Consider the following 16,470-nt stretch of genomic DNA (forward strand, 5'->3'; position numbering starts at 1 on the left):
TAGCGTGCCCGACATGACCACGCCCCGCCGCCTGCTGCTCGTCAACGGTCCGAACCTCAACCTGCTGGGCACGCGTCAGCCCGAGATTTACGGGCGCGAGACCCTCGCTGATGTCGAACGGGTCACTGCCGAAGCCGCCCAGCGCCACGGCATCGAGGTCCGGGCCCTGCAGAGCAACCACGAGGGCGTGCTCATCGACGCGATCCACGCCGCCCGTCTCGACTGCGCGGGCATCGTGATCAACGCCGGAGGGCTCACGCACACCTCCGTCGCGCTGCGCGACGCGCTGGCATCCGTCGCCCTCCCCGTCGCCGAGGTGCACATCTCGAACATCAAGGAGCGCGAGAGCTTCCGTCACTTCTCGTACATTGAAGACGTCGCCGCCGTGCACGTGATCGGCGAGGGCGTCCCGGGGTACGCGCGGGCCGTCCACCTGCTCGTCGACGTCATCAGCGGCCGCGCGGACGGCTGAGCGCGCCGCTGCCGGCTCGGGCGGGGACGTCTGGTTGCACCAGGTCGCCCGCGCCCGAGCAAGGCATCGCGTAGACTCGACCGCTGGGTGTGCGCCAGAGCGCCGCCTCCCCTCACACGAAACGGAACACTGGCACTCATGGCATCCACCGCAGACATCAAGAACGGCGTCGTCCTCAGCATCGACGGTCAGCTCTGGAACGTCGTGGAGTTCCAGCACGTCAAGCCCGGTAAGGGTGGCGCGTTCGTCCGCACGAAGCTGAAGAACGTCATGAGCGGCAAGACCGTCGACCGCACGTTCAACGCCGGCGCCAAGGTCGACATCGAGAACGTCGACCGCCGCGACTTCACGTACCTGTACAACGACGGTGAGGGCTTCGTCTTCATGGACGTCGCCGACTACGACCAGATCACCGTGGGCGCTGCCACCGTCGGCGACGCCGCCAACTTCCTGCTCGAGAACCAGCAGGTGCAGATCGCGCTCAACAACGGCAACCCCCTCTACATCGAGCTCCCGCCGTCCGTCGTGCTCGAGGTCACCTACACCGAGCCCGGTCTGCAGGGCGACCGCTCGTCGGCCGGCACCAAGCCCGCCACCGTCGAGACCGGCTACGAGATGCAGGTTCCGCTGTTCCTCGAGACCGGCACGAAGATCAAGGTCGACACTCGCACCGGCGAGTACCTCGGCCGCATCAGCTGACCTTGTCCGCCCGCACAAAGGCGCGCAAGCGCGCTCTCGACATCCTCTTCCAAGCCGACGTGCGCGGCGAGGAACTGCCGATCATGCTGGCCGCCGAGGCGAAGCGCGCCTCTTCCGAGCCCGACCGTCAGGCCTCCTGGTTGTACGCCCGCGACATCGTCGACGGTGTGATCGACAACCGCGACGCGATCGACGAGCAGATCACCACCTTTGCGAAGGACTGGTCGCTGCAGCGCATGCCCGCCGTCGACCGCGCCCTGCTGCGCATCGGCACGTGGGAGATCCTGTACAACGACGAGGTGCCCACGGCCGTCGCGATCGACGAAGCGGTGGAGCTCGCGAAAGAGTTCTCGACCGACGACTCCGGCTCGTTCGTCCACGGCGTGCTGGCCCGGATCGCGCGCTCGTCCTGAGCCCTCGCGACGTGTTCCGACGCGGCCCCGACGTTTCGTCGGCGGCCGCGTCGCGGCGTTTCGGCGTGAACGCGTTGGCGGGGTGCGCGCGCCGCGGCGAGTCAGCGGCGTGCGCGCGCGGCCGCGAGTCAGCGGCGTGCGGGCGCGGCCGTGTGTCAGCGGCTTGCGGGCGCGGCCGCAAGTCGCGCATAAACGCTGTTCGCGCACAGAAACGCGAGCTCAGCGTGTTTCTGTGCGCGAATCGCGTTTATGCGTGGTCCGGAACCCCCGCGAGCCCGCTCGCACGGCCGGCGATGTCGGAAGCCTCGGGCAGGATGCTCCCGTGACCACCTGGCGCGACCTCCTCCCCGGGGGCAAGCCGGCCGCCTACGAGCCGCTCGCCCTCGGCGTCGAGCTGCGCCAGCGCGAGGCCTACGACCCCGCGCGGTGGGAGGCGCGGGCGGTGGTGCCGGTGACCCCGCGCATGCTCGCGCGCCGCCGCGACGATCTGCAGCTCGTCGCGCGTCCCCTCGTGCGAGGCGCGCGCGAGGCGTGGATCCGAGCGGATGCCACGTGGGATGCCGTGCGTCGATCCACCACGCGCTTCGACCCCGCGCACGTGCGGTGGTTCGCCGAGCTCCACGCCCTCTCTCAGGCCCTTCGCACCGCCGGACCGTTCGCTCCCTCCGGCGACACGATCGCCCTCGATGCCGTCGACTCGCCCCTGCTGTGGCCGCACCTGGCGGCGGCCGAGGGGCTTGGCATCCGGATCGTCGCGATGCACGCGCAGCAGACGGTGCGCCTCGCACGCACGGCGACGGCGCGCGTGGCGCTCGACGCGGTCGGCGGGGGAGCGCTGCGCGTCTCGGCCGATCTCGAGATCGACGGGCGTCCCGTGGATGCCGCGCATGCCCGCGCCGTGGGCACATCGGGGGTCTTCGCGTTCGAGGTCGACCGCGACCCCGTGCCGATCGTCCTCGCGGCCGTCGACCTTCCGTCGCCGCTCCCCGCGCTGATCGGCGGCAGGGTCGTCGACGTCGTCGCCGCCGAAGCGACGGAGTTCGTGGTCGAGATGTATCCGCGCCTCGCCCTCCGCGCCCCGCTCTCGGTCGGCGCCGGAGTGCCGCCCCCGCCGCCGGCGCGCCCGACGCTGACCGTGGAGGTCTCGTACCTCGACGACGACGCCGTGCAGTACCGGCTCGACTGGGTGTATCCGGGCGGCTTCCGAACCGTGTACGACGACCAGAGCGAGAACGTCGAGCGTGACGCGCGCGCCGAGGCGCAGATCGGCGAGCGGTTCGAGACGGCGTGGATGGCGGCATCCGACCTGCCCCTGATGCCAAAGGCTCTCCTGCGCGACGCGGACGCCGCGGTCTTCGGTTCCCGCGTGCTGCCCGCTCTCGACGTGGTCGACGAGGTGCGGGTGCGCACTCGGGGCACGCAGCCGACCTTCCGCGAGCTGCGGGGGGATCCGTCCCTGCGCATCACCGCGGTGGAGTCACTCGACCGCGACTGGCTCGACCTCGGCATCGTCGTGACGATCGACGGCCGTCTCATCCCCTTCGGCGTGCTCTTCAGCGCCCTCTCACGGGGGCGCACGCGCATCAAGCTGTCGGACGGTGCCTGGTTCTCGCTCACGCACCCGGCTCTGCAGAGGCTTCGAGAGCTGCTCGAGGAGGCCGCGGCGCTCGACGAGTGGGAGACCGGGCCGCGCCTGCCCCGCACCCACCTCGCCCTGTGGGCCGAGTTCGAAGACCTCGCCGACCAGTCCGAGGCTGCGGTCGAGTGGCGGCAGCTGGCGCGAGCGCTCCGTGACGTCACCGAGGTACCGCGAGTGTCCACACCGCCCGGATTCCGAGCGGAGTTGCGCCCGTACCAGCGCGAGGGGTTGTCGTGGCTGGCGCTCCTGCACGCCCACCGGCTCGGCGGCATCCTGGCCGACGACATGGGCCTCGGAAAGACGCTGCAGCTGCTCGCGGTCATCGCCCACAGCCGCACCCGCGGCGACGCGCGACCGTGGCTCGTCGTCGCGCCGACGTCGGTGCTGCCGACCTGGCGCGACGAAGCCGCACGTTTCGCCCCCGGCCTGCGGGTCGCGGTCGTCGAGGCGACCGCGGTGCGCCGTGAGAGGTCCATCGCCGAGATCTCGGGCGACGCGGACATCGTCGTCGCGTCCTACGGCGTCGTGCGGACGGATGCCGACGAGTTCGCCGCACCGCACTGGTCGGGGGTGGTGCTCGACGAGGCGCAGTTCGTCAAGAATCCGGCGACGCGTATCCATCGCGCGATCGCCGCCCTGCGCACCGACGCGGTGTTCGCGGCCACCGGCACCCCGATCGAGAACGGGCTCGACGATCTGTGGGCCCTCCTTGCGCTGACGGCACCCGGGTTGTTCCCCTCGATCCGACAATTCCGCGAGGACTACACGCGCGCGATCGAGCAGCTGCCGTCGGACGCGCCCACCGCCCTCTCTGCCGCGGCAGCCGGGGAGCATCGCGAGAAGACCCTCGAGCGACTTCGGCGCCGGGTGCGGCCGTTCCTCCTCCGCCGCACCAAGGACGTGGTGGCGTCCGATCTCCCGCCGAAGCAGGAGCAGGAGATCGCCGTGCCGCTCGGCCCGGCCCACCGCGCGCTGTACGACCGCGTGCTGCAGCGCGAGCGTCAGAAAGTGCTCGGGCTGCTCGACGACCTCGATCGGCAGCGCTTCATCGTGTTCCGTTCGCTGACGCTGCTGCGCATGCTCGCGCTCGCCCCCGGTCTCGTCGACGAACGCGACGCGCACCTGGGATCGGCGAAGCTCGACGTGCTGCTCGAGCGACTCGTCGAGGTCGCCGCGGAGGGGCACCGCGCGCTCGTCTTCAGCCAGTTCACGTCCTTCCTCGACATGGCCGCCGAGAGATTGGATGCCGCGGGCCTCGCCTACGCCCACCTCGACGGGAGCACCGCCCGGCGCGGTGACGTGGTCGCGGGCTTCCGCGCGGGGGAGGCGCCCGTGTTCCTCATCAGTCTGAAGGCCGGCGGCTTCGGCCTGACCTTGACCGAGGCCGAGTACGTTTTCGTGCTCGACCCGTGGTGGAACCCCGCGGCCGAAGCGCAGGCGATCGACCGCGCGCACCGCATCGGCCAGGACAAGAGCGTGTTCGTCTACCGGCTGATCGCGGCCGGCACGATCGAAGAGAAGGTGCTCGCCCTCCAGCGCCGGAAGGCCGCACTGTTCGACACGGTCATCGACGAGGGGGAGGCGTTCGCCGCTTCCCTCGACGCGTCGGACATCCGGGGGCTGCTGGGGCCGTGAGACGAGCGCACCGAACAGACGCGAGGCGGCGCCGCGCGCACCGCTGACCCGCGATCGATCCGCGGCGGCGAGTCCGCGGCATCCATTGGTCGCTCGAACCGCCGCGACTCCCCACGGCCTTCCAGCCGCCCCCGCGTAGACTCGTCAGGTTCCGTCCACGACACAGGAGCGACATGAGAATCACCGGCCTCGGCCACGCGGGCATGTTCATCGAGACGGCGGGCGGCAGCATCCTCTGCGACCCCGTCATCGGTCCGAGCTTCTTCGGCTCGTGGTTCCCGTTCCCCGACAACCGCGCGCTCGACTGGGAGCGCTTCGGCAAGGCGGACTTCCTCTACATCTCGCACCGCCACCGCGACCACTTCGATCCGGCGATGCTCGAGCGGTACGTGCCGAAGGACATCAAGGTGCTCCTCCCCGAATACCCCACCGACGACCTCGAGCAAGACCTCATCGCCCTCGGCTACACGAACCTCGTCCGCACCGAAGCGGGTGTTCCACTGCAGTTCGGTGACCTGAAGCTCATGGTCACCCCGCTTCGGGCCCCCTCGGACGGCCCGATCGGCGACTCGTCGCTCTCGCTCGACGACGGCACGGCATCCATCCTCAATCAGAACGACTCGCACCCGCTCGACCTCGAGAAGCTGTTCGACTTCGGCAAGCCCGACGCGTACTTCACCCAGGTCTCGGGCGCGATCTGGTGGCCCATGGTCTACGACCTGCCGCAGGATGCCAAGCAGAACTTCGCGCAGCTCAAGCGCGACGCGCAGAACAAGCGCGCGATGTACTACATCGAGAAGGTGGATGCCGAGCACGTCTTCCCCATGGCCGGTCCGCCGATGTTCCTGCGCGAGGCGCTGTTCCGCTACAACGGCACGGGCCTCGAGAACGATTCGATCTTCACCGATCAGCGCGAGTTCCTCGCCCACATGAAGGAGCAGCGACCCGATCAGAAGGGGTATCTCTTCCTGCCGGGTACCGAGGTCGAGGTGCAGGGCTCCGATGTCACCGTCACCCAGACGCTGTACACCGACGAAGAGATCGAGCGCATCTTCGGCGACAAGTGGGACTACCTCGCCGAACAGCGCGACAGCCGTCAGGCCGAGATCCAGGCGGAAGAGGCATCCCGTGCCGAGATCATCCCGCCGGCGGAGATGCTCGCGGCCCTGAAGGAGTGGTGGGAGCCGCTGCTGCGCCGCGCCCGCACGATCCGCAACGGCGTGGGCGGGATGGTGCGCTTCCGCATCGGCGAGCTCGACATGGTCGTGGACTTCCCCAAGGCGAAGCTGCGTGAGTATGCGGGGGAGGAGTGCATCTACTGGTACACGATCCCCGCCGACCTCGTGTCGACGAACATCCGCGATCACGAGATCGACTGGTCGAACTCGATCTTCCTGTCGATGCAGTTCGAGGTCGGCCGATCGGGCAAGTTCAACGAGTTCCTCACGACGTTCCTCAAGTGCCTGTCGCGTGACCGCATCGAGTACGTCGAGAACTGGTACGCCGAGCAGTCCGACCAGACCGAGGATGCCGAAATCGACGGCTGGACCGTGCAGCGCCGCTGCCCGCACCTGCGCGCCGACCTCACCAAGACCGGCAAGATCGAGGACGGCGTGCTGACGTGCTCGCTGCACGACTGGAAGTGGGACCTGGCCTCGGGTCGGTGCCTGACGACGACGGGGCACCCGATCCGCTCTACGCCGAGCGGGGAACGCCGCGCCGCCGAGGCCGCGGAGGTCGCCGCGGGCTGAGTCCCCGGCATCCGTATTCCGCACGTCGCGCTCCGGTGATTGGGCGGCGCCGCGGGCCCGTCGACGCATAAACGCTCTCCGCGCTCGGAAACACGTGCACACCGCGTTTATGGTCGCGAACAGCGTTTATGCGTTTGCATCCGGATGCCGAACCGAACACTCGGCACACACCGGATCCACGCAACACGCGGGCATCCACCCCCTAAGCTGGACGACGAACCACAGCAACCTTTAACCCCGTCCCGTGAGGCGGAGAAGGGAGCAGCGGATGAATACGCGCACCGTCATGCACGATGCCGACATCGCCCGCGCTTTGACGCGCATCTCGCACGAGATCCTGGAGTCCAACAAGGGACCGGAAGGACTCGTCCTCCTCGGCATCCCGACCCGCGGCGTCACGCTCGCGAACCGGATCGGCCCGCTGGTCAGTGAGTTCGGGGGAGCGCCCGTTCCGGTCGGCTCGCTCGACGTGACGATGTACCGCGACGATCTGCACCGCAACCCCACGCGGGCACCGCGCAAGACCGAGATCCCCGCGGGCGGCATCGACGGCAAGGTCGTCGTGCTGGTCGACGACGTGCTGTTCTCGGGTCGCAGCATCCGCGCCGCCCTCGACGCCCTGCAGGACATCGGGCGCCCCGCCGCCGTGCGCCTCGCGACCCTCATCGACCGCGGCCACCGCGAGCTGCCGATCCGCCCCGACTTCGTGGGCAAGAACCTCCCCAGTTCCCGCGACGAGCGCGTGAACGTCCGCCTCGCCGAGACGGACGGCGTCGAAGAGGTGACGATCGAATCATGAGGCACCTCCTCGACACCCAGCACCTCTCGCGAGCCGAGGCCATCGAGATCCTCGACGTCGCCGAGGACATGGCCGACACCCAGCGCCGCGAGGTCAAGAAGCTCCCGACGCTGCGCGGCAAGACCGTGGTCAACCTCTTCTTCGAGGACTCCACCCGCACGCGCATCTCGTTCGAGGCCGCCGCCAAGCGCCTCTCCGCCGACGTCATCAACTTCTCGGCAAAGGGCTCGAGCGTCAGCAAGGGCGAGTCGCTGCAGGACACCGCACAGACCCTCCAGGCGATGGGGGCGGATGCCGTCGTCATCCGCCACGGAGCCTCCGGCGCCCCGCGCACCCTCGCCACCAGCGGCTGGATCACCGCGGGCGTCGTCAACGCGGGAGACGGCACGCACGAGCATCCGACGCAGGCGCTGCTCGACGCCTTCACGATCCGCAAGCGTCTCTTCGGCGACGACAGCCGCGGCCGCGGGCTCGACGACATCCGGGTCACGATCGTCGGCGACGTGCTGCACTCGCGCGTCGCCCGGTCGAACGTCTGGCTGCTGCACACGCTCGGGGCGCACGTGACTCTGGTCGCCCCGCCGACCCTCGTTCCGCAGGACGTCAGCGGCTGGCCCATCGAGGTCGATTACGACCTCGATCACGCGATCGCGGCGGGACCCGACGCGCTGATGATGCTCCGCATCCAGCTCGAGCGCATGTCGGCCGCGTATTTCCCCACTGAACGGGAGTATTCGCGCCGCTACGGCCTCGATGCGCGACGCCTGGCAGCCCTGCCGCCCGATAGCATTGTCATGCACCCCGGCCCCATGAACCGGGGTCTGGAGATCTCCGCCGAAGCCGCCGATTCGCCTCGCTCGACGGTGCTCGAGCAGGTCACGAACGGCGTCTCCGTGCGGATGGCCGTGCTGTACCTGCTGCTCGCGGGCGAACGGCCCCACACCGAGAAAGAGGACCTTCGATGAGCCACGCCACCCCCCAGACCCTTCTGGTCCGCGGCGCTCGCGTCGAGGGTCAGGATGCCACCGACCTCCTCGTCCACGACGGGGTCATCGCCGAGACGGGCACCGGCCTGTCGCACGCGGGCGCCACGGTCGTCGACGCCGACGGGCTCATCGCCCTGCCGGGCCTGGTCGACCTGCACGTGCACCTGCGCGAGCCCGGGTTCGAGGCATCCGAGACCGTCCTCACCGGATCTCGCGCCGCCGCGGCCGGCGGCTTCACCACCGTCTTCGCGATGCCCAACACCTCGCCGACCGCTGACACCGCCGGTGTGGTCGAGCAGGAGTTCGCCCTCGGGGAAGCGGCCGGATACGTCCACGTGCAGCCGATCGGTGCCGTCACCGTCGGACAGAAGGGCGAGCGCCTCGCCGAGCTCGGCGCCATGGCCGACTCGCGCGCCCGGGTGCGCGTCTTCAGCGACGACGGTTTCTGCGTCTTCGACCCGCTCATCATGCGGCGAGCGCTCGAGTACGTGAAGGCGTTCGACGGCGTGATCGCCCAGCACGCGCAAGACCCGCGGCTCACCGAGGGCGCGCAGATGAACGAGGGCGCCGTCTCGGCCGAGCTGGGTCTCACCGGCTGGCCCGCGGTCGCCGAGGAGTCGATCATCGCCCGCGACGTGCTGCTGGCCGAGCACGTCGGCTCGCGCCTGCACGTCTGCCACCTGAGTACGGCGGGCTCGGTCGACATCATCCGCTGGGCCAAGAAGCGCGGCGTCAACGTCACCGCCGAGGTGACCCCGCACCACCTGCTGCTGACCGACGAGCTCGTGCGCGACTACGACGCGCGCTACAAGGTCAACCCGCCGCTGCGCCGCGAAGAAGACGTCCTGGCCGTGCGCGAGGGTCTCGCCGACGGCACGATCGACATCGTCGCGACCGACCACGCCCCGCACCCCGCCGAGGCGAAGGCGTGCGAGTGGGCCGCCGCCGCCAACGGGATGGTGGGGCTCGAGAGCGCTCTCCGGGTCGTGCAGCAGGCGATGGTCGACACGGGCCTGATCGGCTGGGGAGATGTCGCCCGGGTGATGTCGAAGGCCCCGGCGCGCATCGGTCGGCTCAACGGCCACGGCACACCGCTCGCCGTCGGACAGCCGGCGTCATTCACCCTGTACGACCCGCGCCCCTCGCGCGCGTTCTCGGTGACCGACCTTCGCGGTCGAAGCAAGAACTCCCCGTACCTCGGTCGGGAGCTGCCGGGAGAGGTGCGGTGGACCGTGCGTTCCGGCATCCCGACCGTCGCCGATGGTGCGCTGCTCGACGCGCCGGGAGCTCTCGCGTGAGCCGCGAGGGTGCTCTGCTCGTGATGGTCGGCGTGGCCGTCTTCCTGCTGGGTCTGCTGGCGTGGGCCTGGTGGCGACGAACGCGGCGCGATGCGCGCTATTCCGCCCCGGTGGGGGAGCTGCCCGCGGACGCCGTCGAGACGGCGGTGTTCCCGGGGCTCTACGTCGCCACAACCCGTCACGACGAGCCGCTCGAGCGTCTCGCGGTCAAGGGTCTCGGCTTCCGCTCCCGCGTCGACGTCACCGTCACGACGGCCGGCGTCGCGCTCGACCTCCCGGGCCAGCCTCGCATCGCGCTCACCCGCGACCGCCTGATCGACGCGAGCCAGGCGACCGTCGCCATCGACCGCGTGGTCGAGCGCGACGGCCTGACCCGCGTCGCCTGGCGCATCGACGACGACACGGTCGTCGACACCTACCTCCGACCTCAGGATGCCTCGGCGAAAGCCCTCGCCGACGCCATCCGTCCGCTCATCACCACGACAGGAAGCGACGCATGACCGCCCTGATCCCTTCCGCGCGCCTGACGCGCGACCCGGCCGTCCTCGTGCTCGAAGACGGCACCCGTTACACCGGCCGCGCGTACGGTGCGCGCGGCGAGACTCTCGGCGAGGTCGTCTTCGCCACGGGCATGACCGGCTACCAGGAGACGATCACCGACCCCTCGTACGCGGGTCAGATCGTGCTGCAGACCGCCCCGCACATCGGCAACACCGGAGTGAACGACGAAGACCCCGAGTCGCGGCGCATCTGGGTCGCCGGTTACGTCGTGCGCGACCCCTCGCGCATGGTGTCGAACTGGCGCGCCAACCGCTCGCTCGACGACGCGCTCGTCGAAGACGGGATCGTCGGCATCTCGGGCATCGACACCCGCGCCGTGACCCGTCGGATCCGCTCCTCGGGCAGCATGCGCGGCGGCGTCTTCTCGGGCGAGGCCGCGAGCCTCGACGCCGAGGAGCAGCTGCGCCGCGTCCGCGAGGCCCCCGGGATGGCCGGCCGCAACCTGTCCGCCGAGGTCTCGGTGACCGAGGTCGAGGTGACCCCGGCCACGGCCGAGCGCATCGGCAACCTCGCTGTGCTCGACCTCGGAGTGAAGAAGTCCACGATCGACAATCTCGCCGCCCGTGGCTTCGACGTGCACGTCTTCCCGCAGTCGGCGACGATCGACGAGATCCGCGCGATCGAGCCCGTCGCCGCGTTCTACTCGAACGGCCCGGGTGACCCCGCGGCATCCGATCAGCACGTCGAACTGCTGCGCGAGGTCCTGAGCGACGGCCTGCCGTTCTTCGGCATCTGCTTCGGCAACCAGCTGCTCGGTCGCGCCCTCGGCTTCGGCACGTACAAGCTGCCGTTCGGACACCGCGGCATCAACCAGCCCGTGCTCGACAAGACCACCGGCCGCGTCGAGATCACGTCCCAGAACCACGGCTTCGCCGTCGACGCGCCCCTCGACCAGGTCGTCGACAGCCCGAACGGCTTCGGCCGCGTCGAGGTGAGCCACATCGGCCTCAACGACCAGGTCGTGGAGGGCCTGCGAGCCCTCGACATCCCCGCGTTCAGCGTGCAGTACCACCCCGAGGCAGCCTCGGGTCCGCACGACGCCAACTACCTGTTCGACCGCTTCCGCGAGATGGTTCTCGCCACGATGGAGACCAAGAAGAATGCCTAAGCGCGACGACATCAACTCCGTCCTCGTCATCGGCTCCGGCCCGATCGTCATCGGTCAGGCCTGCGAGTTCGACTACTCCGGCACCCAGGCGTGCCGCGTGCTCCGCGAAGAGGGGGTGCGCGTCATCCTCGTCAACTCCAACCCGGCGACGATCATGACCGACCCCGACTTCGCCGACGCGACGTACATCGAGCCGATCACCCCCGAGGTGATCGAGTCGATCATCGCCAAGGAGAAGCCGGATGCCGTGCTCCCGACGCTCGGTGGACAGACGGCGCTCAATGCGGCCATCCAGCTGCACAAGCGCGGCATCCTCGAGAAGTACGACGTCGAGCTCATCGGCGCCGACTTCGACGCGATCAACCGCGGCGAGGACCGCCAGATCTTCAAGGAGCTCGTGATCGAGGCGGGCGCCGACGTCGCGGCATCCGTGATCTGCCACTCGATGGACGAGCTCCTCGCCGGCGCCGAGAAGCTCGGCTACCCGCTGGTCGTCCGCCCCTCCTTCACGATGGGCGGTCTCGGCTCGGGCTTCGCGTACGACGAGGCCGACCTCCGCCGCATCGGCGGCGCGGGTCTGCACGACTCACCCACCAACGAGGTGCTGCTCGAGGAGTCGATCCTCGGGTGGAAGGAGTACGAACTCGAGCTCATGCGCGACACCGCCGACAACACGGTGGTCGTCTGCTCCATCGAGAACGTCGACCCGGTCGGGGTGCACACGGGTGACTCGATCACCGTGGCCCCCGCCCTGACGCTCACCGACCGTGAGTACCAGCGCCTGCGCGACATCGGCATCGACATCATCCGCGCCGTCGGCGTCGACACCGGTGGCTGCAACATCCAGTTCGCCGTCGACCCCAAGACCGGTCGCATCATCGTCATCGAGATGAACCCGCGCGTCTCGCGCTCGTCGGCGCTCGCGTCGAAGGCCACGGGCTTCCCGATCGCCAAGATCGCGGCGAAGCTCGCGATCGGCTACCGACTGGATGAGATCCCCAACGACATCACCAAGGTGACCCCGGCGAGCTTCGAGCCCACGCTCGACTACGTCGTGGTGAAGGTTCCGCGCTTCAACTTCGAGAAGTTCCCCGCCGCCGACACCACGCTCACCACGACCATGAAGTCGGTCGGCGAGGCCATGGCGATCGGCCGCAACTACACCACGGCCCTGCAGAAGGCGCTCCGCTCGCTCGAGAAGCGCGGGTCGAGCTTCCACTGGGGCGAGGAGTCACGCTCGGTCGAGGAGCTGCTCGAGATCGCGAAGACCCCGACCGACGGCCGCATCGTCGTGCTGCAGCAGGCGCTGCGCAAGGGCGCGACGCCCGAGCAGGCGTTCGACGCGACGGCGATCGACCCGTGGTTCATCGACCAGATGGTGCTGATCAACGAGGTCGCGGAGTTCATCGGCGCAGCCGACGAGCTGGATGCCGACACCCTGCGCGTCGCGAAGGAGCACGGTTTCAGCGACGCGCAGATCGCGCAGATCCGCGGGCTCGACGAGGCCGAGGTGCGTGAGACCCGCTACGCACTCGACGTGCGCCCGGTCTACAAGACGGTCGACACGTGCGCGGGGGAGTTCCCGGCCCTCACGCCGTACCACTACTCCTCGTACGACGCCGAGACCGAGGTCACCCCCTCCGACCGCACGAAGGTCGTCATCATCGGCTCGGGCCCGAACCGCATCGGTCAGGGCGTCGAGTTCGACTACTCGTGCGTGCACGCCTCGTTCGCGCTGTCGGACGCCGGGTACGAGACCGTCATGGTGAACTGCAACCCCGAGACCGTGTCGACCGACTACGACACCAGCGACCGCCTCTACTTCGAGCCGCTGACGCTCGAGGACGTGCTCGAGGTGCTCCACGCCGAGTCGCAGTCCGGCACGATCCTCGGCGTCGTCTGCCAGCTCGGCGGTCAGACGCCGCTGGGCCTGGCGAAGGGTATCGAGGCCGCCGGCTACACGATCCTCGGCACGAGCCCCGAGGCGATCGACCTCGCCGAGGAGCGCGAGCTGTTCTCGCGCCTGCTCGACGAGGCCGGTCTCGTCGCCCCGCGCAACGGCACCGCGATCGACGTCGAGGGCGCCGTGCAGGTGGCCGAGGAGATCGGCTACCCCGTGCTCGTGCGCCCGAGCTTCGTGCTCGGCGGACGCGGCATGGAGATCGTCTACTCGACCGAGGCGCTGCGCGACTACTTCGTGCGCGTCGCCGACCAGGCGATCATCGGACCCGGCCTGCCGCTCCTTGTCGACCGCTTCCTCGACGACGCGATCGAGCTCGACGTCGACGCCCTCTTCGACGGCACCGACCTGTACATCGGCGGCGTCATGGAGCACCTCGAAGAGGCCGGCATCCACTCCGGTGACTCGTCCTGCACCCTGCCGCCCGTGTCGCTCGGCCGCACCGAGGTCGACCGCGTGCGCGAGGCGACGCTCGCGATCGCGAAGGGCGTCGGTGTCCGGGGGCTCCTGAACGTGCAGTTCGCGATCTCGGCGGGCGTGCTCTACGTCATCGAGGCGAACCCCCGCGCGAGCCGCACGGTCCCGTTCGTGTCGAAGGCGCTCGGCATCCCGCTCGCCAAGGCCGCCAGCCGCATCATGGCCGGCAACACCATCGCCGAGCTGATCGCCGAGGGGCTGCTGCCCGAGCAGGATGGCTCCCGCGTCCCGCTGGACGCGCCGGTCGCCGTCAAGGAGGCCGTGCTGCCGTTCAAGCGGTTCCGCACCGCCGACGGTCGCACGGTCGACAGCGTGCTCGGGCCCGAGATGCGCTCGACCGGCGAGGTCATGGGCATCGACCGCGATTTCCCAACCGCGTTCGCGAAGAGCCAGGAAGCCGCGTACGGCGGGATGCCGACCTCGGGGACCGTGTTCATCTCGGTCGCCGATGCCGACAAGCGCGCCGTGATCCTGCCCGCCCACCGGCTGCAGGAACTCGGTTTCTCGCTGCTCGCGACCGAGGGAACGGCCGAGATCCTGGCGCGCAACGGCATCCGGGTGCAGGTCGTCGAGAAGTACTCCGAGACGCAGGGGTCGGACCAGCAGAATGTCGTCGACCTCATCAACGCGGGGGAGATCGACATGATCGTCAACACCCCCAGCGGTGGTACGGCCCGCGCCGACGGATACGAGATCCGCGCCGCCGCGGTCGCCGCCGACAAGGCGCTGTTCACCACGATGGCCGTGCTCGGTGCCGCGGTGAGCGCTCTCGGTGCGATGAAGGACGGTTTCGGCGTGCGCAGCCTCCAGGAGTACGCGACCGACCGCGCGGGTCGCCTGTGAGCGAGTCGTTCGGTCAGCGGCTCAGCGCCGCACTGTCGACCCACGGCGCCCTGTGCGTCGGCATCGACCCCCACGCCGCTCTGTTGTCGGCGTGGGGGCTGGATGCCACGGCATCCGGTGCCCGTGACTTCGGCCTGCGGGTGGTCGAGGCCGCCCGCGGCCGGGTCGGGGTCGTGAAGCCGCAGGTGGCGTTCTACGAGCGCTACGGTTCACAGGGCTTCGCCGCGCTCGAAGACGTCATGGCCGCCGCCCGCGAGGCGGGGCTCCTCGTGGTCGCCGACGCCAAGCGCGGCGACATCGGCACGACCATGGAGGGCTACGCCCACGCGTGGCTCGAGCCCGGTTCTCCCCTCGAAGCGGATGCCGTGACCCTGTCGCCCTACATGGGTGCCGACTCGCTGCGCGACACGCTGTCGTTGGCGATCCGCCACGGCAAGGGTGCGTTCGTCCTGACGGCGACGAGCAACCCCGAGGCACGCGCCCTCCAGAGCGCGATCGTCGACGACGCCCTCGCCGTGGGCGACCACGAACACGTCGCCGCGCGCGTCGCGCACGACGTGAACGAGGCGAACATCGGCGCACCCGGTGCCCTCGGTTCGATCGGCGTCGTGGTCGGAGCGACCGTCGACCGGACGGCCTTCGGCCTGGGCGACGTGGCACTGGCGGGGATGCCGATCCTCGCCCCCGGGTTCGGAGCACAGGGCGCTGAGCCGGCCGACCTGGGTCGGCTGTTCGGGTACGTCGCGTCGGCGGTCGTCGCGAACGAGAGCCGCAGCGTCCTCGCGGTGGGACCTGATCGACTCGCCGCCCGCATCGAGGAGCGCGCCGCGCTGTATCAGGGGGTGTCCCGTGGCTGAGTCCCGTCGTCCGCCCGAGGTGGATCGTGCCGCGGCCTCTCGCCGTGCGGTCGCCGCCCGTCGCGAGCGGGCAGCGCTCAAGCGCGACGTGTCGACGCGCGTCATCAGCCCGCAGGAGCTGCTTCGTCGCGGTCTCGAGGACCCGTCGTCGGCCGCGGGTGCGATGCGCGTGACCGAGTTCCTGACCGCGATCCCCGCGATCGGCGAGAACAAGCGCGACCGGATTCTCGATTCGCTCGGCATCTCTCCGGTCAAGCGCCTCGGCGGGCTGGGGTCGCGTCAGCGCGACGCGCTCCGCGACTACCTCGACAGCCGGTGGCCCGAGCCAGGCCCTCGCGCCGGCCGGAGTCGGTTGATCGTGCTGGCCGGTCCCACCGCCGTGGGCAAGGGAACCGTCGCGGCCTACATCAAAGACCACCACCCCGAGATCCACCTGTCCGTCTCGGCGACCACGCGGGCTCCGCGTCCCGGAGAGGTCGAGGGCGAGCACTACTACTTCGTCGACGACGCCGAGTTCGACCGTCTGGTCGCCACCGATGCGCTGCTCGAGTGGGCGACCGTCCACAACCGCCACCGCTACGGAACGCCGCGTGAGCCGATCGAGCGCGTGCTTGCGGCGGGCGGAACGGCCCTGCTCGAGATCGATCTGCAGGGGGCGCGTCAGGTGCGCGCCGCCGAACCGTCCGCGACGCTCGTCTTCCTTCTCCCGCCGAGCTGGGACGAACTCGTCCAGCGCCTCGTCGGACGAGGGACCGAGGATGCCGAGGAGCGGGCGCGGCGACTGCGCACGGCGCGCGTCGAGCTGGCGGCGCAGAACGAGTTCGACTACCGCGTCGTGAACGACGACGTCGCCCGCGCGGCCGCCGAGGTCGTGTCTCTCGCCGCGCCGCGGCGCTGACACGGCGTGCTCCCCAGTTTGGGGCGCGCTTTTTCGCTTGGGGCGCGGAATTCTGCGCCCCAAACCGATAATCC

13 protein-coding genes are annotated in these 16,470 nt (G+C 69.9%); all 13 read left to right on the forward strand.

Annotation, left to right across the window (positions count from 1 at the left end; translation table 11 throughout):
- Window positions 1-13: 13 nt before the first annotated feature.
- A complete protein-coding gene (gene aroQ, locus QE388_RS16185) occupies window positions 14-472 on the forward strand; it encodes a type II 3-dehydroquinate dehydratase (protein WP_275801448.1) in 459 nt (152 codons plus the stop codon).
- Between the two features lie 138 nt (window positions 473-610).
- Entirely contained in the window at window positions 611-1,171 is a 561-nt protein-coding gene (efp, locus tag QE388_RS16190; protein ID WP_013586614.1) for an elongation factor P, read from the forward strand.
- Between the two features lie 2 nt (window positions 1,172-1,173).
- A complete protein-coding gene (gene nusB, locus QE388_RS16195; RefSeq protein ID WP_058595714.1) occupies window positions 1,174-1,584 on the forward strand; it encodes a transcription antitermination factor NusB in 411 nt (136 codons plus the stop codon).
- Between the two features lie 322 nt (window positions 1,585-1,906).
- The gene (locus tag QE388_RS16200; protein WP_307386442.1) at window positions 1,907-4,858 is read left to right on the forward strand and encodes a DEAD/DEAH box helicase; all 2,952 of its coding nucleotides are present in this window, start codon (window positions 1,907-1,909) and stop codon (window positions 4,856-4,858) included.
- Window positions 4,859-5,031: 173 nt separating this feature from the next.
- Entirely contained in the window at window positions 5,032-6,609 is a 1,578-nt protein-coding gene (locus QE388_RS16205; protein ID WP_307386444.1) for an MBL fold metallo-hydrolase, read from the forward strand.
- Between the two features lie 268 nt (window positions 6,610-6,877).
- Complete coding sequence (gene pyrR / locus QE388_RS16210) at window positions 6,878-7,408, forward strand: bifunctional pyr operon transcriptional regulator/uracil phosphoribosyltransferase PyrR (RefSeq protein ID WP_307386446.1); 531 nt, start codon at window positions 6,878-6,880, stop codon at window positions 7,406-7,408.
- Window positions 7,405-8,373, forward strand: a complete 969-nt coding sequence (locus QE388_RS16215) for an aspartate carbamoyltransferase catalytic subunit (protein WP_307386448.1) — start codon at window positions 7,405-7,407, stop codon at window positions 8,371-8,373. The genes pyrR and QE388_RS16215 overlap by 4 nt, the downstream gene beginning before the upstream one ends.
- Window positions 8,370-9,692: a dihydroorotase gene (locus QE388_RS16220; protein WP_307386450.1), complete on the forward strand. Its 1,323-nt coding sequence runs from the start codon at window positions 8,370-8,372 to the stop codon at window positions 9,690-9,692. The genes QE388_RS16215 and QE388_RS16220 overlap by 4 nt, the downstream gene beginning before the upstream one ends.
- Window positions 9,689-10,192 (forward strand): hypothetical protein, encoded by a 504-nt coding sequence (locus QE388_RS16225; protein ID WP_307386452.1) that lies wholly within the window; start codon window positions 9,689-9,691, stop codon window positions 10,190-10,192. Before QE388_RS16220 ends, QE388_RS16225 begins: the two co-directional genes overlap by 4 nt.
- Window positions 10,189-11,361 carry a glutamine-hydrolyzing carbamoyl-phosphate synthase small subunit gene (carA, locus tag QE388_RS16230; protein WP_307386454.1) on the forward strand — a complete coding sequence of 391 codons (1,173 nt, stop codon included), beginning with the start codon at window positions 10,189-10,191 and terminating at the stop codon, window positions 11,359-11,361. Before QE388_RS16225 ends, carA begins: the two co-directional genes overlap by 4 nt.
- A complete protein-coding gene (carB, locus tag QE388_RS16235) occupies window positions 11,354-14,641 on the forward strand; it encodes a carbamoyl-phosphate synthase large subunit (protein ID WP_307386456.1) in 3,288 nt (1,095 codons plus the stop codon). Before carA ends, carB begins: the two co-directional genes overlap by 8 nt.
- Window positions 14,638-15,498, forward strand: a complete 861-nt coding sequence (gene pyrF / locus QE388_RS16240) for an orotidine-5'-phosphate decarboxylase (RefSeq protein WP_307386458.1) — start codon at window positions 14,638-14,640, stop codon at window positions 15,496-15,498. Before carB ends, pyrF begins: the two co-directional genes overlap by 4 nt.
- Window positions 15,491-16,396: a guanylate kinase gene (gene gmk, locus QE388_RS16245; RefSeq protein ID WP_307386460.1), complete on the forward strand. Its 906-nt coding sequence runs from the start codon at window positions 15,491-15,493 to the stop codon at window positions 16,394-16,396. The genes pyrF and gmk overlap by 8 nt, the downstream gene beginning before the upstream one ends.
- Window positions 16,397-16,470 lie beyond the last annotated feature (74 nt).

Source organism: Microbacterium sp. SORGH_AS_0969 (genome assembly GCF_030818255.1).
Classification (GTDB): Bacteria; Actinomycetota; Actinomycetes; order Actinomycetales; family Microbacteriaceae; genus Microbacterium.